Consider the following 16,990-nt stretch of genomic DNA (forward strand, 5'->3'; position numbering starts at 1 on the left):
GATCGCATTGCGCGCATGGTGGCGCCGGCGGCGCCATTGCTGACCGAGGCGGACTCTTCCGGCGGCGGCCGCCGCGTCGCTTCGTCGCCAAATGGCGAAGGCGGTTGCGACGGCGCTTGCGATGGCGGGCCGCGATCGGCGAACGGCGGCGGCGGCCCGCTTCCCGGCGGGCGGTCGTCTCCGGCCGGCGGCGGTGGCGGGCGTTGCTCGTCCTGCGGGAAGTCCGGTGCAGGGAAATTCTCGCTGCCGCTGCGATAGAAGCGCACCCGGTCCGGCGCCACGTCCAGCCAGCTGGTCATCATGCGTTCCGCGAAACGGTCCCGGATCTGCCCGGCAGCGGGCAGCGGCGCCTGCACCGTGTCGTGCACCTTCAGCGTCTGCGTGCCGGCCGGCATCTTGGTGGTCAGCAGCGCGATCACCTCCGGCGGGTGCACCGGCATCTCGTACACCGGCGTGCGCAGCACCAGCAGGGCGATGCCGATCAGCTGCGCGGTCAGCAGCGCAGCCAACAGCAGCAGGAACGTGCGGGCAAAGATCGACATGCCGCGTCGCCCCCGCTGCTGCGTGTTCACAGGCGGGCGACGCTCGGCAGCAGCATGTAGCCTTCGTTGCGCACGGTACGGATCAGTTCGGTCTGCACGCGTTCGTTGATCTTGCGGCGCAGGCGGCTGATCTGGCTGTCGATGGCGCGGTCGTAGACCTCGGTGTCGCGGCCGCGCGCATAGTCGAGCAGCTGGTCGCGGCTGAGCACCCGCTGCGGATGTTCGACGAAGGTGCGCAGCAGGGCGAACTCGCCGTCGGAGAGGTTGATGAAGATGCCGGTGGGATCGCGCAGGTCGCGGCGGATCACGTCCAGGCGCCAGCCGGCGAACTCGTAGACATTGCCGCGCGCTTCCGGCGGCAGCGTCGCCGCCTGGCTGCGGCGCAGCAGCGCGCGCACCCGCGCCAGCAGCTCGCGCGGATTGCACGGCTTGGCCAGATAGTCGTCGGCGCCCACCTCCAGGCCGATGATGCGGTCGGTGTCGCTGCCCAGCGCGCTGAGCATGATCACCGCCGGCGCGCCGCGCTCGCTGGCCAGCTGCCGGGCGGCGCTGAGGCCGTCCTCGCCGGGCATCATCACGTCCAGGATCACCAGGTCGGGCTGGCGGATCGCCATCAGCCGGCGCATGTCCGCGACATTCTCGGCGGCTTCCACCTGGTAGCCGTGCTCTTGCAGGAACTCGCTGATGAGCCGGCGCAGATCGGGGTCGTCGTCGACTACCAGAATGAAGGATTGCATATCCATGATCTTGAAGGGCGGCCGCGACGGGGTTCAGCCAGTCTAGACGCAGCCGCTGCCGCCTGGAACTGGTGCGGGCAGGCCATCGCTGCTGGGTGCAAGGCGGGCGTGTGATCGCGGGGTCATGATAGGCAGCGGCGACGGTGGCCTCATGGCGGGTTTGTGTCGTATTCAGACACGTGTTGACACAAAGCGCTGACGCGCCGGCGCCTCGCGGCGGTCGCGTGGGCGTGTTGCATGAGGCGCGCCGACCGCGCCAGGGGAGTTCGGCGCCTGGCGGCGCCGTATTGGATGCGGCTTACTGCACCAGTTCCACGCCGAACGGGTCCAGATCGATCCGGCCGGAATAGGTCTTGCGCGTGAGCACTCCGGTCTTGCTGCCGGGGAAGGTCACGCTGGCCGGGGCGTCGTTGGTGTTGACGTACAAGGTGCGCCCGTCGACCACTCGCGCCACCACGCCCGCCGGCGTCTGCGGCCCGCGGACGATGCCCAGGGACGCATACAGCGAGCGCAGCAGCGGCGCGATGAACTGCCCCTGCGCCGCGGTGGCGAGGTAGATCGCCTGTCCCTTGCCGTAGCGGTTGATCGCGATCGCCGGGCTTTTCTGCGGCGTGTTGGCGAACATGGCCAGCGGCTTGGCGGTGCCCAGTTCCAGCACTTCGTAGTACGTGTCGGTGCCGGTCAGCGTGGCGCCGTCGAAGCCGATCTGCAGCGGCGCTTTCGACCGGTAGAACTCGTTGGTGCGCAGGCCGAACACATCGGTCAGCCGGCCAGGCAGCGGGGTTTCGAACCATTTGCCGGTTTCGTCCACTTTCGCCGAATAGCCGGTCATGATCACAGTGCCGCCCTTGGCCACGTAGTCGCGCACGGCCTCGGCGGTTTCCTTGTCCATGATGTAGGCGCTGGACAGAATCACCAGCTTGTACTTGTCGATCGCGTCGTGGCCGATGTCGATCACCGCGGTGTCGATGTTGTCCTCGAACAGCGGCGCGAACGCGGCCTTGACCTGTTCGCCGTAGTTGCCCTTGAAATACTCCTGCATGGTGTTGGGGCCGGGCGGCGGCGTGGTCAGCCAGTTGGTGTCGAAGGAGTAGTGGACGGCGACGTCGGGCCTGCCATAGCGCGGGAAACCCATGCCGCGCAGGGTCTTCATCTCGCTGGCGATGCGCTTGAATTCATCGACCTTCCAGGACGGCCGGCTGTCGTGGTCGAGCAGGCCGAACAGGGACTGTTCCTCGCCGCCGATATGCGAGTTGAAGGTCCAGGCGAGGAAGGTCTGCGAATAGTGCAGCAGGCCGAAATAGGCCCACATCCGCGAGCGCCCGGGCGTGCCGTAGTAGCCGCCGCCGCCGGCGGTGAACTCGTTGAACCAGATCGGCGTCTGGTGTCCGGCGCGGGTCATCATCACGTCGAGTGCGGCGGTCAGCGGATCGCCGGGGTAGAAGCCCTGCGCGCCGTAGGTGGAGATCTCGTCCCACGAGCGCAGGTAGTCGAAGCCTTTGGTCGGCGCGGTCGGCCACAGGTTGGAGGCGACCGGCAGGTTCGGCGCGTAGCGTTTGCGCGCCGCTTCCAGATCCTTGAGCGCGCCGATGGTGTCGTCTGACCAGAAACGGCGCAGGTCGAGATAGCGCTCGTTCGGTCCGGGGCCTTTGACGTAGGGCAGGTCGACCTGGTCCCAGTCGTTGATCCGGCGCGACCAGCGCTGCGTGGCCCAGGCCTTGTTGAGTGCGGCGATCGAGCCGTACCTGTGCTTCAGCCAGGCGATGAAACGTTGCCGGTCGGCTTCGGAATAGGACAGCTGGCCGTTGCCGATTTCGTTGTCGTAGCCGAGCGCGATCACTGCCGGATTGTTGGCGTAGCGCTGCATCATGGTCTCGGCCAGGCGCCGCGCCAGGCGCCGGTAGTCGGGGTCGGCGATGTTGTCCCAGTAGCGCGTCGCCGCATGCAGGCGCACGCCGTCCTGGTTGACCAGGTCCACGCCGGGATAGGCCTTGTGCAGCCAGATCGGCGCCGGTTGCCCGGGGATATCGACCACGACCTGGATGCCGGCGGCATGCATCTGTGCGACGACGTCGTCGAACCAGTCGAAGGTGAAGTGGCCTTCCTCCGGTTCGAACGAATCCCACGACAGATCGCCCATGCGCACCATGCTGAAGCCGGCCGCCTTCATGACCGCGATGTCCTGCCGGATCTGTTCCGGCGAGCGGTCGATCGGCTGATAGTTGGCGCCGACGAACAACTGGCCCTTGCCTGGCCAGTCCGGATGCCCGTCGGCGCTCTGCGCGTGGGCGCTGCGCGGCGGTGCGATGAGCGCGAGGACGGCGCCGAGCGCCAGGGTCAGGACAAGGCCGGCCAAGCGGGCGATCGAATGCGTCATGCGTGTCGTGTTCCTGGGAAGGGGGCGCGGCGGTGCGCAGCCACCTGGGCGACATGCGGCTGGCACGGGCCCGGGGCTTCGGTCTTGGCGGTGAGCGTCATGCACGCGCATGCGGCGAGGGCGCACAGCGCATGTCGCGCTTGCTCAACAGGGACATCGGTCTCTCCGTCTGCCTGGTCGTGCTCGGGCGCTGCGCGTTCCCCTGGAGCAGGGCGCTCCAGACGCGGCATGAGCCAGGCATGGTTGCAAATATCGCTGCACCCGACAAGCCGCCTGCCGCCTGCGCGGGGCGGCGTCCACGGGCGTCGCTCCGGCCTGCCGCCGCCGCGATGCGATGTCCGTGGCTCGCCGACGATACGCGTCCATCGTCGGCGGCGTCCGCTGGCCTGGCTGAAGTGTGCCGTGTGCCGGCATGTCTGGACAAAACGCCGACATCTGCGCCCTCGACGCTGACCCTCTTTCTTCAAGTACCACGTGCATGGCGTCCGATCTCTACCGCATCGTCAGTTGCGACAACGGCACCGGCCTGAGCCGGGATCTGGGACTGATGGCCGACGCGCTGACGCTGGGCGGCCAGCGCGTGCAGCGACTTGGCTTCAGCCGCGGCAAGCTGACCCGATTGGTGCAGGAGGCCGGCGCCCGGCTGGCAGGCGCATTCGGCCACCAGGTGCACACCCAGGTGTTTTCCGAGCGCGTCTATCCCGGCTGCCTGGCCTTGGCCGAGCGCAACCTGCTGGTGCCCAATCCGGAGTGGTTCCTGCCGCAATGGTTGCCGCTGCTGCCGCGTTTCGAGGCGGTGCTGTGCAAGACCCGGCATGCCGAGCTGGCGTTCCGGCGGTTCGGCTGCCGCACCCGCTACATCGGCTTTACCAGCCGCGACCGCTACGATCCTGGGATACCGCGCCGCTACGCGTTCTTTCACCTGGCCGGGCGCAGCACCGCCAAGGGCACGCGGGTGTTGCTGGACACTTGGCAGCGGCATCCGCAATGGCCGCAACTGACCGTGGTGCAGAACCCGCGCAGCGCCGGCGAACGGGTCCGCGCCGGCAACATCGACCATCGCATCGCCTACCTGGACGACGCCGAACTGCGCACGCTGCAGAACGCCCATCTGTTCCACCTGTGCCCGTCCGAGGTGGAAGGCTTCGGCCATTCGCTGATGGAGGCGATGAGCGTCGGCGCAGTGACGCTGACCACCGACGCCGAGCCGATGAACGAGCTGGTGACGCCGGCGCGCGGCCTGCTGCTGGCGCCGGCATGCTCGCGCATGCAGCGGCTGGCCTCCTATCACTACGTCGATCGCGCCGGCATCGAGGCCGGCGTGGAGCGCGCGCTGGCTCTTTCGGTACTGCAGCGCGACACGATCTCGCGCGCCGCGCGTCGCTACTTCTGCCACAACGATGCGGCTTTTGCGACACGGTTCCAGGCCGCGGTGCTGTCCCAGGCGGCGCCGGCCGCGGCGGCGCCCGCGGTGGAGCGCATCGCCGGGATCGGAGTGCCTGCGCCATAAGGGGGCGGGCGGCGCCATGGCGGCTGTTGCGTCGCCCTTCGCCGGACCAATCGCGGACCCGGCAAGCGGTGCCCGGCCAGCGTATTCCCCGCGTGTCGCCCGCCGACAACGGCGCGCGATATCGGCATGAAAGGATGCGGTCCGCGGGTGCATCGGCGAGCTTGCCGCGGGGAGCGGGTGCGGCGCCGTCGGCGCACCGCGTCCATCGCCCGTTTTCACCACCCGCCATCAGGAGGAGGCATGCCTAACATGACATCGCATCGAATCGCCAAAGCGGCGCTGACCCTAGTGTTGAGTACCGCGCTGAGCGGCTGCGTCACCGTCTATGTCGGTGGTCCCGCCGCGCTGCCGCCGCCACCGCCGCCGCCGGACGGCGGGCCGCGCCACGGCCCTGGCCACGGGGCGGACAGCGGGCCGGGCCACGACCAGGCGCCGCCGCGCGACCCGGCGTTCGAGGCCGCGGTGCAGTCCTGCGCGCGCGAGCTCGGGCTGCCGCTGCCTGGACGGCCGCCAGGTCCGCCGCCGGCCGATGCCGGCATGGGCAAGGGTGCCCCGGCCAATGGCGGCGCGCGGCCGGTGGGCGCTGGGCCGGATCCGGCCAAGCCGGACCCGGCGATGCGCGCCAACTTCGCCAAGCTCGATGCCTGCCTGCGCGGCAAGGGCGTGACGCCGCCGCCGTGGCGTGGTCCGTCGCAGGATGGCGCCGCACCATCCGCGGCCGCGCCGCCCGCGCAGCGCTGAGTCCTGCGGCCAGGTGCCGCATGCCCGCGCCGTCCCGATCCGGTATGGCGCGGGCGTTTTCTTTTTCGGGCAGAGGAATATACTGTCCCCCAGTATAGTTCCCAGGTCGCCGCATGCCGCATACGCCCCACGAGAAGAAACGCGTCCTGGCCCGCATCCGCCGCGTGCGCGGACAGACCGAGGCGCTGGAGCGTGCGCTGGAAGGCGGTGCCGATTGCGCTGCGGTGCTGCAGCAGATCGCAGCGATCCGCGGCGCGGTCAACGGCCTGATGTCGGAAGTGATGCAGGCGCACATCCGCGAAGAATTCGGCCATGCCGCCGCCTCGGAAACGCAGCGCGCCGCGCGCGTGCGCGAGATGGGCATGCTGGTCCGCTCCTACCTCAAGTGATCCCGAACCCCACGACCCAACCCGTTCTTCCAGGAGAAACCTCATGAAATCCCGTGCCGCCGTCGCTTTCGAAGCCGGCCAGCCGCTGCAGATCGTGGAGATCGACGTCGAACCGCCGCGCCAGGGCGAGGTGCTGGTCCGCATCACCCACACCGGCGTCTGCCACACCGATGCGTTCACGCTGTCCGGCGACGATCCGGAAGGCATCTTTCCCGCCGTGCTCGGCCATGAAGGCGGCGGCATCGTCGAGGCGATCGGCGAGGGCGTGACCAGCGTCAAGGTCGGCGACCATGTGATCCCGCTGTACACGGCCGAATGCCGCAAGTGCAAATTCTGCCTGTCGGGCAAGACCAACCTGTGCCAGGCCGTGCGCGCCACCCAGGGCAAGGGCCTGATGCCCGACGGCACCACCCGCTTCTCCTACAACGGCCAGCCGATCTTCCACTACATGGGCTGCAGCACCTTCAGCGAATACACCGTGGTGCCGGAGATCTCGCTGGCGGTGGTGAATCCGGAAGCGCCGCTGGAGAAGGTGTGCCTGCTCGGCTGCGGCGTCACCACCGGCATCGGTGCGGTGCACAACACTGCCAAGGTCAAGCCGGGCGACTCGGTGGCCGTGTTCGGCCTGGGCGGCATCGGCCTGGCGGTGATCCAGGGCGCGGTGCAGGCCAAGGCCGGGCGCATCCTGGCCATCGACACCAACCCGGGCAAGTTCGATCTGGCGCGCAGCATGGGCGCCACCGACTGCATCAACCCCAAGGACTACGCCAAGCCGATCCAGGAAGTCATCGTCGAGCTGACCGATGGCGGCGTGGATTTCAGCTTCGAGTGCATCGGCAACGTGCACGTGATGCGCTCGGCGCTGGAGTGCTGCCACAAGGGCTGGGGCGAGAGCGTCATCATCGGCGTGGCCGGCGCGGGCCAGGAGATCAGCACGCGTCCGTTCCAGCTGGTCACCGGCCGCGTGTGGCGCGGCAGCGCGTTCGGCGGCGTCAAGGGCCGCACCCAATTGCCGGGCATGGTGGAGCAGGCGATGCATGGCGAGATCGATCTGGATCCGTTCATCACCCACACCTTGCCGCTGGAAGAGATCAACGAAGCCTTCCACCTGATGCACGAAGGCAAGTCGATCCGCACCGTGATCCATTTCTGACCTGACGGTCAGTCCGGCGCGCGGCCGCTTCCGCGCATGCAGGTACGCAACGAACCCGGGAGGGGCATGATGAGTACCGTAACGATTCATCCGTCGGTGGACGGCGGAGTGCGCGCAGGCGCGGAGAATTTCCAGGGCGGCACCCTGGAATGCCACTGCGCCAGCGACAAGGTGACCGTGGACGTGGGGGCGCAGACCGCGCACAACCACGCCTGCGGCTGTACCAAATGCTGGAAGCCGAAAGGTGCGACGTTCGCGGTGATCGCGGTGGTCGGCCGCGACAAGGTCAAGGTCACCGCGCACGAGGAGAAGCTGAAGGTCGTCGACGAGAGCGCGACGATCCGGCGCCATGCCTGCACCGGCTGCGGCGTGCACCTGTACGGGCGCATCGAGAACACCGAGCATCCGTTCTACGGCCTGGACTTCATCCATACCGAGCTGTCGCCGCAGCAGGGCTGGTCGGCGCCGGGCTTCGCCGCGTTCGTGTCCTCGATCATCGAGAGCGGCACCCGCCCGGAAGCGATGGACGGCGTGCGCAGCCGGCTGCGCGAGCTGAAGCTGGAGCCCTACGACTGCCTGTCGCCGCCGTTGATGGACGCGATTTCCGCCCACGTCGCGCGCAAGAACGGCGTGCTGCAGTAAAGCCTGCCGCCCGCGGCATGCCGCCCTGGCGGCGCGTCGCGGCGGCGTCTCCGGATGCGGCCGGCGTTTGCCTGGCCGCGTCCCCCTCTTCGGGATCCCTTTCATGGAACGCATCGAACACCATGCCTGCTGCGGCGGCTGGCAGGACGTCTATCGCCACGACTCGGCCGTGCTCGGCTGCACGATGAACGTGGCCGTGTACCTGCCGCCGCAGGCCGAACACGCCACGCTGCCGGTGCTGTACTGGCTCAGCGGGCTCACCTGCACCGAGCAGAACTTCATCACCAAGGCCGGCGCGCAGCGCTACGCCGCCGAGCACGGGGTGATCCTGGTCGCGCCGGACACCAGCCCGCGCGGCGACGATGTCGCCGATGCCGAGGGCTACGACCTGGGCAAGGGCGCCGGTTTCTACGTCAACGCGACCCGCGAGCCGTGGGCCAGGCACTACCGCATGTACGACTACGTGGTGCAGGAGCTGCCCGCGCTGATCGAGGCGCAATTCCCGCACAACGGGCGGCGCGCGATCAGCGGCCACTCGATGGGCGGCCACGGCGCGCTGGTGATCGCGCTGAAGAATCCCGGCCGCTATCGCAGCGTGTCGGCGTTCTCGCCGATCGTGGCGCCGTCGCAGGTGCCGTGGGGCGAGAAGGCGTTTTCGGCCTATCTCGGCGACGACCGCGCCAGCTGGAAGGCCTACGACGCCACCGCGCTGATCGCCGGGGCGAGCGAGCGCCTGCCGTTGCTGATCGACCAGGGCGGCGGCGACGAGTTCCTCGACAAACAGCTGCAGCCGCAGTTGCTGCAGGCCGCGGCCGATGCCGCCGGCTACCCGCTGACGCTGCGCCTGCAGCCCGGCTACGACCACAGCTACTACTTCATCGGCAGCTTCATCGGCGAGCACATCGCCCACCACGCGCGCGCGCTGCAGGGCTAAACGCCGCTGCAGCGCTGCGGATGGGCGCCGCCGCTTGGCGAGGCTACACCGCCAGGCCGATGGTGATGGTGCCGGTGTAGCCGTTGCTGGTGTCGCCGCTGAGCGTCGGCGTCTGCGCGGCCAGCTGCGTGCTGGTGTTGTCGCCGAACACATTGTCGCTGGACAGGCTGATCGCGGCCTTGTTGGTGACGCTGGCGCTGTAGCCGCTGACCGCGGCATAGACCGTATCGCAGATGTCGCTGGGCATCGCCATCTGCGAGGTCAGCACCTTGTTGGTATAGCTGGTCGCGGTGTCCAGGCTCGGATAGATCTCGAAGTGGATGTGCGGCCAGCGTCCGCTGTAGCAGGCGGGGAAGATGGTCTGGAAGGTGACCTGGCCGTTGCTGTCGGTGACCTGCACGCCGCGCAGGTAGTTCTGATCCTGGATGCCGCTGGAGTACAGCGAATACTTGCCGTCGCGATTGCAATGCCATAGGTAGATGGCGTAGCCGGACAGGACCGCGCAGCTGTTGTTGACGTTGACCAGGGTCAGGGTCAGGGTCAGCGGCAGGCCGGCCGCGGTCCCGCTGTCGCTGCCGAAGCTGCTGCGGATGTCGCTGCGGACGATGCCGCTGGACGAGAGCACGTTCACCACGCTGCTGTTGACGCTGTTGGAGCCGTCGGCGGGATAGGGGCCGGCGGTTTCTTCCGGATCGGCAATGCAGCTGCCCGATGTGGTGCTGGTGGTGGTGGTCGTCGTGGTGCTGGTGGTGGTCGATGCCGTAGTGGTGGTCGCGGTGGACGTGGACGAAGTGTCGTCGCCGCTGGAGCCGCCGCCGCAGGCGCTGATCACCGCCATCGCGCTGCCGGAGGCGATCCAGGCGAGCAGGCGCCGCCGTTCCTGCATGCGTTGCTCGAGAGTTTGCAGGTCGAACTGCAGGCCGCGGTCGTGGTCGTCGAGGTCGTGGTTGCGGTCTGTCATGGCGTGGCCTCCAAAGGCGCGTGGCGAGAGTCGATCATGCGCACCGTTGAGTGGGCACGAGCGCCGCCAGTCTTGCCGTTCGCCGCTTGCGGCGTTTGCCTGAATATTGCCTCGCGCGACAAATGCCGGCGCAGTGCCGCGTGCGAGGATGGATTCGAGCTTTCGTGTCCGTTGCGTCGCGCATGCGGCAACAGGCTGGCGACTGGCGACTGGCGACTGGCGGCATGTCGCAGTCGCGCGACGTTCCCGCCCGCAACGTGCCATCGCGATTCCGGATTCCACTGCCATGCTGCGCCACACCGTTTTCCGCCGCCCACGTCGTGCCGTACCGGATGCCCGCATGCGGCGCCTCGCATCGTTGCTGCTGGCGCTGGCGGCATGGCCGCAGGCCCACGCACAGGTCATGGAAATCGGCGAGGACGGCAGCGTGCGTCACCTCGGCGAAGGTTGGGCGACGCCGGGCGCGGCGCAGCGTCCGGCCGCCGCGGCGCCTGCCTCCGTGGTCGCGGCCGCGCCGCCCTATCGCGCCGCCTTCGAGGCCGCTGCCGCCCGCCATGGACTCAGTGTCGCGTTGCTGCAGTCGCTGGCCTGGTCCGAGTCGCGCTACGACGCCTCCGCGGTGTCGCCGGCCGGTGCGATCGGGGTGATGCAGTTGATGCCGGCCACCGCCCGCGCACTGGCGGTGGATCCCTGGGATCCGCAGCAGAACATCGAGGGTGGGGCGGCCTATCTGCGCCAGCAGCTGGACCGCTTCGATGGCGATCTGGAGCGCGCACTGGCCGCCTACAACGCCGGACCCGGGCAGGTGCAGCGGCATGCAGGCGTGCCGCCGTTCCGCGAGACCCGCGCCTATGTCGCCGGCAACCTCGAGCGTCTGGCCGAGCTGAGCGTCGCCGGCGGCGCGGCCTCCACCGTGTCGCTTTCCGTTCCCCAGGGAGATCTGCAATGAACCCCATGTTCCGCCGCCTGCCGATATCGCTCGCCACCGTCGCGTTCGCTCCCGCCGCGTGGGCGCGGGGCGGCGATCCGGCCGGCTCCGGGCCGATCCTGTCGGCGCTGGAGTGGATCCAGGGCACGCTGCTCGGCAATGCCGCCACCGCGGTGGCGGTGATCGCCGTGGCCGTGGTCGGTTTGATGATGCTGAGCGGGCGCATCCATTGGCGCCTCGGCGCGACCGTGATCCTCGGTTGCTTCGTGTTGTTCGGCGCGACCACCATCGTCGCCGGCATCCGCGCGGCGGCAGGTTGAGCAAGGCGATGAGCGCGTTGCGATCCACGCCGATCTTCCCCGCGCTGACCCGGCCGCAGATGTTCTGCGGCGTCACCTACAGCTATTTCATCGTCAATGGCGTGGTGACCACGGAAGCGTTCCTGATGACGCGTTCGTTCTGGGCGCTGGCGGTGGCGCTGCTCGCCCATGGCGTCGGCTACCTGGCCTGCCTGCGCGAGCCGCGCGTGTTCGACCTGTGGCTGGTGCGGGTCAGCCGCTGCCCGCGGGTGCGACATTGGCGCCGCTGGCGCTGCAACAGCTACGCGCCATGATGCGGCCGCGCGAACAACGCGCTGGCGACCATCTGCCCTACGCGCGGCTGCTGGATGCGCATACCGTGCAGTTGCGCGATGGCGCGTTGCTGCAGTGCCTGCGCCTGGAAGGATTGGCGTTCGAGACCGCCGACGGCGACGTGCTGGACCTGCACCAGCAGGCGCGCGACGCGGCGTTGCGTGCGGTAGCCGATTCGCGCTTCGTGTTGCATCACCACCTGCTGCGGCTGCGTGCGAGCGTGGACGTGGGCGGCGACTTCGCCGATCCGGTCTGCGCGCTGATCGACCGGCGCTGGCGCGGGCAGCTCGGCCAGCGCCGGCTGTTCGTCAATGAGTTGTTCGTCAGCCTGCTGCGGCGCCCGGCGCGCGGCAAGACCGGTATCGCCGAGCGCCTGGGTGGCGTGTTGCGCAGGGGCCTGGGCGACACCGCGCGCGCGGCGGCGCTGGCGCGCGAGCGCCGCGAACTGGATGCCGCGCGCGATGCCTTGCTGGCCGCGTTGCAGCCCTACGGCGCGCGCCTGCTCGGCGAGTACGAGACCGCGCACGGAGTGTGCTCCGAGCCGCTGGAACTGCTCTCGGCGCTGTACAACGGCGAGCTGCGGCCGATGCTGCGGCCGCCGCATGGCGACCTGGGCCATCACCTGCCGTACCGGCGCATCAGCTTCGGTCTGGAAGCGCTGGAACGCAAAGGCCCCGGTGCCGCGCGCGACTACGCCGCGCTGCTGTCGCTGAAGGAGTATCCGCCGAACGCGCTGCCGGGCATGCTCGATGCGCTGTTGCGCATGCCGTGCGAACTGGTGCTCTCGGAGAGCTTCGCTTTCGTCGAACGGCAGTTGGGACTGGAGCGCGTCTCGCTGGCGCTGCGCCGCATGCGCGCCGCCGAAGAGGATTCGGCGGCGCTGCGGCAGGGCCTGGTCGAGGCCAAGGACGACCTGGCCAGCGGCCGCGCGGTGTTCGGCGAACATCGCTTCGGCCTGCTGGTGCGCGCCGATGCGCTGGAGGCGCTGGACGCGGCCGTCGCCGAGTGCGCGGCGGCGCTGGCCGACCTGGGCGCGGTGGCGGTACGCGAGGACCTGTGCCTGGAGCCGGCGTTCTGGGCGCAATTCCCCGGCAACGAAGCCTACGCGGCGCGGCATGCGCTGCTGTCCAGCGGCGCGTTCGCCAGCCTGGCCTCGCTGCACGGCTTTCCGCAGGGCCGCGCCGACGGCAACCACTGGGGCGACGCGGTGACGGTGCTGGAAACCACTGCCGCCACCCCGTATTTCTTCAATTTCCACCGTGGCGACCTGGGCCACTTCAGCGTGATCGGCCCGTCCGGCTCGGGCAAGACGGTGGTGCTGAACTTCCTCGCCGCGCAGGTGCAGAAGTGGCGCCCGCGCGTACTGCTGTTCGACAAGGACCGCGGCGCGGAGATCTTCGTGCGTGCGATCGGCGGGCGCTATGCCAGCTTGCGCAGCGGCGAGGCGACCGGCTTCAATCCGCTGCAGTTGCCGGATACGCCGGGCAACCGGGCGTTCCTGCGGCGCTGGCTGGCGCAGTTGCTGGGCGATGCGCAGCAGCCGTTGAGCGCCGACGAGGCGGCGATCCTGGCCGCCGCGGTGGACGCCAATTACGAGCAGGCGCCGCAGTACCGCCGCCTGCGCCATTTCCGCGAACTGCTCGGCGGCCAGCGCCGCCCGCAGCCCGGCGACCTGGCCGCGCGCCTGGCGCCGTGGTGCGGCGACGGCGAGCGCGCCTGGTTGTTCGATCACGCCTACGACCGATTGGACCTGGGCATTCCGACATTGGGGTTCGACATGACCGAGCTGCTGGACATGCCGCAGCTGCGTACGCCGACGTTGTTGTACCTGTTCCACCGCGTGGAGGAGCGGCTGGACGGCAGCCCGGCGCTGATCCTGATCGACGAAGGCTGGAAGGCGCTGGACGATGCCGTGTTCGCGGCCCACTTGCGCGACTGGATGAAAACCTTGCGCAAGCGCAACGCCATCGTCGGCTTCGGCACCCAGAGCGCGCGCGACGCGCTGGACAGCCGGGTCGCCAGCGCGATCATCGAACAGGCCGCCACGCAGATCTTCATGCCCAATCCGCGCGCCAGGGCGGAGGACTATTGCGACGGCTTCGGCCTCAGCGCGCAGGAACTGGAACTGGTGCGGCTGCTGCCGGCGCATGCGCATGCGTTCCTGGTCAAGCACGGCAACGAGAGCGTGGTGGCGCGGCTGGACCTGTCGGGCATGCCGGAGTTGCTGACCGTGCTGTCCGGTCGCGAAGCCAGCGTGCGCCGCCTGGACCAGCTGCGCGCGCAGTTGGGCGAGCATCCGCGGCAGTGGTGGGAAGCGCTGACCGGGGTGCCGTATCCGGCGCCGGCGGCCTGCGCTGCCGACGAGCGTGCCGCATGAGCGCCTGCGCGGCGATTCCGATCGACGGCGATGGCGGCCTGGCCGCCGGCCTGGCCGCCATCGACTGCCAGATCAACGGTGCGGTGCAGGCCGGCTATGCGCAGCTGTTCGGCGCCAGCGGCATGTTCGGCGCGGTGCTGCGCGCGCTGTTGGTGGTCTGGGTGGCGATGCTGGCGCTGGGCCTGATCGGCGGGCGCCTGCGCCTGAGCCTGCCGGCGCTGGGGCCGCGCCTGTTCGGCGTCGCCCTGGTGCTGACCTTCGCCACCGCGTGGCCGGCCTACCAGACGGTGGTCTATGGGCTGCTGGTCGGCGGTCCCGACCAGATCGCGTCGGCCTTCCTTGGGGCGCCGCATGGCGCCACCCAGGCCTTCGCGTCGCGACTGGACGGCCTGCTCGGCGAACTGGTCGAACTCGGCCGCCAATTCGATGCGCAGGCGGCGGCGCCGCAGGCCAAGCAGGCAGCCAAGCTGGTGCGCGGCTGCGCCCTGTTGCTGCTGCTGTCGACGGTGGGGCTGCTGGTCGTGGCGCGGCTGGTGCTGGCGGCGTTGCTGGCGCTGGGGCCGATGTTCGTGCTGCTTGCGTTGTTCCGCGCGACCCGCGGCCTGTTCGAGGGCTGGTTGCGCATGGCGCTGAGTTTTGCGCTGGTGCCGATGCTGGTGGCATTGGCCGGTGCGGTGTTGCTGCGGGTGCTGGCGCCGGTGATCGACGCGATCGCGCTGGATCCGTTGGCAGCCGCGCAACAGCAGCGGCCGCTGCTGATGCTGCTGCTCGGGTGTGCGATCTACCTTGGCCTGCTGCTGGCGATGGCCTGGACCGCCGCCGGCCTGGCCCGCGCATGGCGCCTCGGCCGTGGCGATCAACCTGCAGACGGTGGCTCGTCGCGGGTCGATGTGCAGGCCCGTGGGGCGCCCGCCGCGCTATCGCCCGCGCGGGTGCATGATTTCGCCACCGAGGCGCGGATCGCCTCCGCGGGCAGCGCCCGCACTCTCCAATGGCTCGGCGGCCTGGCCCGCGACAGCGCGCCGCGCACGGCGCCGCAGGCGTCTGTCGCCGCGGTGAGCGTGGGCAATCGCCGTGGCGGCCTGGGGCAGGGCATGCGGCCACGCATGGCGCCGCGCCCGCTCGGCGGAGCGAGGACGCCATGACCACCAGCGCTCGCCGAGTCGGTCGCGCCGCGTTGTGCCTGCTTGCGTTGGCGGCGGTTGCCGATGCCTGCGCCGATCCGCGCATCCGCGAACTGGACTACGACGACCGCAAGGTGGTGCGCATCGACGGCTGCTTCGGTTTCCAGACCATGGTCGAGTTCGCCGCCGACGAGCGCATCGAGAACGTGGGACTGGGCGAGGCGGCGCACTGGCTGGTGGTGCCCAACAAGCGCGCCAACCTGCTGTTCGTGAAGCCGGCCTATCGGACCAGCCACAGCAACATGACCGTCGCCACCGACCGCCGTCGCTACAGTTTCGAACTGGTGGCCAGCGACTCGCCCGATTGCAGGCGCGGGCGCGTGGTCTACGACCTGCGCTTCCGCTATCCCGAGGAGGCCGCCGCACGCGCGACGGCGGCGACGGCGGCGGTGGCCAGCGCGCAGGCCGAGGTGCAGGCGAGCGCGGCGCTGCCGGCGCCGGCGCAGCGCAACAGCGCCTACAGCTTCAGCGGCGCGCGCGAGAACGTGCCGCTGCGCGTGTTCGACGACGGCCGCAGCACCTATTTCCAGTGGGCCGATGCAAGCAGCACGCCGGCGGTGTATGCGCTGGCCAGCGACGGCTCGGAGACCCCGCTCGCATTCACCCGCCGCGGTGACTACCTGGTGGCCGACCAGATCGCGCCGGCGTTCGCCCTGCGCCGCGGCCATGCGGTGGCGCAGTTGTTCAACGACGGCTTCCGCACGCCGGCACTGGATGCGCAGTCGCCGCAGCCGCGTGCCGCGGCGGCCGCGCCCGCGCGCCGCCCGGCCTGGTGGCGAAGGAAAACAGCCGATGCGCAATGATGCCGGCGAGCGCGATCCGAGACTGGCGCTGGACGCAGAGACGCTGCATGCGGCATCGCTGCGCGCGGCGCCGCAGGTGGCGCGCACGCCGCGCGTCGGCGACAGCCTGGGGTTCGCGCTGGGCCTGCTGGGCGCGGTGGCGCTGGGCGGATTGACCCTGCTGCTGCTGTCGCGGCAACGCCTGCATGCGCCGCCGGTGCCGGCGCCGGCGCAGACGTCGGCGCTCGCCGCGCCGCTGCCACGGGCGCCGGTCGCTTCCCGCACGGCATCGTCCCCGCCCACGGTCGCCGCCGCCGCCATCGCCGTCGCTCCCACGCAGTCGCGGTCGATGCCGATGATCGTCGACAACAGCGCTGCGTCCGAGGCGGGCACCGCACCTGGGCAGGCCGCTGCCGCATCGGGGACTGCCAACGCCGCGCCTGCGGGCGGTGCCGGACTCAACCAGGACGAGCAGTTCGCCCTGCGCGTGGGCGGTGACGCGCCGCCGTTGCAACAGGCGGTGGCGCTGGCGCATCCGGCGCGCACGGTGGTGCAGGGCAGCCTGATCCCCGCGGTGCTGGAAACCGCGCTCAATACCGATCTGCCCGGGTACGCGCGCGCGCTGGTCAGCCGCGACGTGCGCGGCTTCGACGGCAGCGAAGTGGTCATTCCGCGCGGCAGCCGCCTGGTCGGGCAGTACCGCAGTGGCGTGGAGACCGGGCAGCGCCGCGCCTACATCGTCTGGTCGCGCCTGATCCGTCCCGACGGCGTCTCGGTGCAGCTCGCGTCGCCGGCGGTGGACGGCAGCGGCGAGACCGGGCTGGACGGCGAGGTCGGGCGGCATTTCTGGCAGCGCTACGGCGCGTCGATGCTGCTGTCGGTGGTCGGCGGCGTCGCCAGCGCGCTCGGTGGCGACTCCGGCACGCTGGTGATCGGCACCTCGACCAGCAGCGCCTCGGCGCAGGCGCTGCAGACCGACGGCAAGATTCCGCCGACCATCCGCGTGCCGTTGGGCACGCCGATCCAGGTGTTCGCCGCGCGCGACCTGGATTTCTCCGGTTACTGACGTTCCCGTTTACTTTTTTCCATGTCCGAGGAATC

Annotated in this window: 16 protein-coding genes and 1 pseudogene; 13 read left to right on the forward strand and 4 right to left on the reverse strand. The window is 69.9% G+C overall.

The genetic code is table 11. The features are described from left to right. Positions 1–247: 247 nt before the first annotated feature. The 3 genes and pseudogenes from JR064_RS23380 to JR064_RS10755 all read right to left on the reverse strand — a co-directional run. A pseudogene (locus JR064_RS23380) lies at positions 248–542 on the reverse strand (two-component sensor histidine kinase); the annotation flags it as partial. 26 nt (positions 543–568) lie between these two features. Next, a complete protein-coding gene (locus tag JR064_RS10750) occupies positions 569–1,285 on the reverse strand; it encodes a response regulator (RefSeq protein ID WP_038237819.1) in 717 nt (238 codons plus the stop codon). A gap of 292 nt (positions 1,286–1,577) precedes the next feature. After that, positions 1,578–3,656: a beta-galactosidase gene (locus JR064_RS10755; RefSeq protein ID WP_206229705.1), complete on the reverse strand. Its 2,079-nt coding sequence runs from the start codon at positions 3,654–3,656 to the stop codon at positions 1,578–1,580. Between the two features lie 478 nt (positions 3,657–4,134). Between JR064_RS10755 and JR064_RS10760 the strand changes: the two genes are divergently transcribed. The 6 genes from JR064_RS10760 (at position 4,135) to fghA (ending at position 9,025) form a co-directional block, all read left to right on the forward strand. Next, positions 4,135–5,166 carry a glycosyltransferase gene (locus tag JR064_RS10760; RefSeq protein ID WP_241092991.1) on the forward strand — a complete coding sequence of 344 codons (1,032 nt, stop codon included), beginning with the start codon at positions 4,135–4,137 and terminating at the stop codon, positions 5,164–5,166. Positions 5,167–5,415: 249 nt separating this feature from the next. Continuing rightward, positions 5,416–5,907, forward strand: coding sequence for a hypothetical protein (locus tag JR064_RS10765; RefSeq protein ID WP_206229707.1), 492 nt, complete (start codon positions 5,416–5,418; stop codon positions 5,905–5,907). A gap of 113 nt (positions 5,908–6,020) precedes the next feature. Beyond that, positions 6,021–6,296, forward strand: a complete 276-nt coding sequence (locus tag JR064_RS10770) for a metal/formaldehyde-sensitive transcriptional repressor (RefSeq protein ID WP_179567232.1) — start codon at positions 6,021–6,023, stop codon at positions 6,294–6,296. A gap of 43 nt (positions 6,297–6,339) precedes the next feature. Further along, entirely contained in the window at positions 6,340–7,449 is a 1,110-nt protein-coding gene (locus JR064_RS10775) for an S-(hydroxymethyl)glutathione dehydrogenase/class III alcohol dehydrogenase (protein WP_145702909.1), read from the forward strand. A 69-nt stretch (positions 7,450–7,518) separates the two neighbouring features. Further along, positions 7,519–8,091 (forward strand): S-(hydroxymethyl)glutathione synthase, encoded by a 573-nt coding sequence (gene gfa, locus JR064_RS10780; RefSeq protein ID WP_206229708.1) that lies wholly within the window; start codon positions 7,519–7,521, stop codon positions 8,089–8,091. Positions 8,092–8,194: 103 nt separating this feature from the next. Beyond that, positions 8,195–9,025: an S-formylglutathione hydrolase gene (gene fghA / locus JR064_RS10785; protein ID WP_179567228.1), complete on the forward strand. Its 831-nt coding sequence runs from the start codon at positions 8,195–8,197 to the stop codon at positions 9,023–9,025. A gap of 43 nt (positions 9,026–9,068) precedes the next feature. On the opposite strand, the gene JR064_RS10790 is transcribed toward fghA, so the two are convergent. Next, entirely contained in the window at positions 9,069–9,986 is a 918-nt protein-coding gene (locus JR064_RS10790) for a dioxygenase family protein (protein ID WP_206229709.1), read from the reverse strand. A 340-nt stretch (positions 9,987–10,326) separates the two neighbouring features. Here JR064_RS10790 and JR064_RS10795 point away from each other — a divergent pair, with 340 nt between their 5' ends. The 7 genes from JR064_RS10795 to JR064_RS10825 are packed head-to-tail and all read left to right on the forward strand — an operon-like array spanning position 10,327 to position 16,955. Continuing rightward, positions 10,327–10,935 (forward strand): lytic transglycosylase domain-containing protein, encoded by a 609-nt coding sequence (locus JR064_RS10795; protein WP_206229710.1) that lies wholly within the window; start codon positions 10,327–10,329, stop codon positions 10,933–10,935. Next, positions 10,932–11,234 carry a TrbC/VirB2 family protein gene (locus JR064_RS10800; protein ID WP_179567222.1) on the forward strand — a complete coding sequence of 101 codons (303 nt, stop codon included), beginning with the start codon at positions 10,932–10,934 and terminating at the stop codon, positions 11,232–11,234. Before JR064_RS10795 ends, JR064_RS10800 begins: the two co-directional genes overlap by 4 nt. 8 nt (positions 11,235–11,242) lie before the next feature. Continuing rightward, positions 11,243–11,527, forward strand: a complete 285-nt coding sequence (locus tag JR064_RS10805) for a VirB3 family type IV secretion system protein (protein WP_179567220.1) — start codon at positions 11,243–11,245, stop codon at positions 11,525–11,527. Next, complete coding sequence (locus JR064_RS10810) at positions 11,524–13,923, forward strand: VirB4 family type IV secretion/conjugal transfer ATPase (RefSeq protein WP_206229711.1); 2,400 nt, start codon at positions 11,524–11,526, stop codon at positions 13,921–13,923. The genes JR064_RS10805 and JR064_RS10810 overlap by 4 nt, the downstream gene beginning before the upstream one ends. Continuing rightward, positions 13,920–15,068 (forward strand): TrbL/VirB6 family protein, encoded by a 1,149-nt coding sequence (locus JR064_RS10815; protein WP_206229712.1) that lies wholly within the window; start codon positions 13,920–13,922, stop codon positions 15,066–15,068. The genes JR064_RS10810 and JR064_RS10815 overlap by 4 nt, the downstream gene beginning before the upstream one ends. Continuing rightward, the gene (locus JR064_RS10820) at positions 15,065–15,910 is read left to right on the forward strand and encodes a TrbG/VirB9 family P-type conjugative transfer protein (RefSeq protein ID WP_206229713.1); all 846 of its coding nucleotides are present in this window, start codon (positions 15,065–15,067) and stop codon (positions 15,908–15,910) included. The genes JR064_RS10815 and JR064_RS10820 overlap by 4 nt, the downstream gene beginning before the upstream one ends. Continuing rightward, positions 15,900–16,955: a TrbI/VirB10 family protein gene (locus JR064_RS10825; RefSeq protein ID WP_206229714.1), complete on the forward strand. Its 1,056-nt coding sequence runs from the start codon at positions 15,900–15,902 to the stop codon at positions 16,953–16,955. Before JR064_RS10820 ends, JR064_RS10825 begins: the two co-directional genes overlap by 11 nt. Positions 16,956–16,990: the final 35 nt, after the last annotated feature.

Origin of the sequence: Xanthomonas bonasiae, from assembly GCF_017163705.1 — a bacterium.
In the GTDB taxonomy this organism is placed as follows: domain Bacteria; phylum Pseudomonadota; class Gammaproteobacteria; order Xanthomonadales; family Xanthomonadaceae; genus Xanthomonas_A; species Xanthomonas_A bonasiae.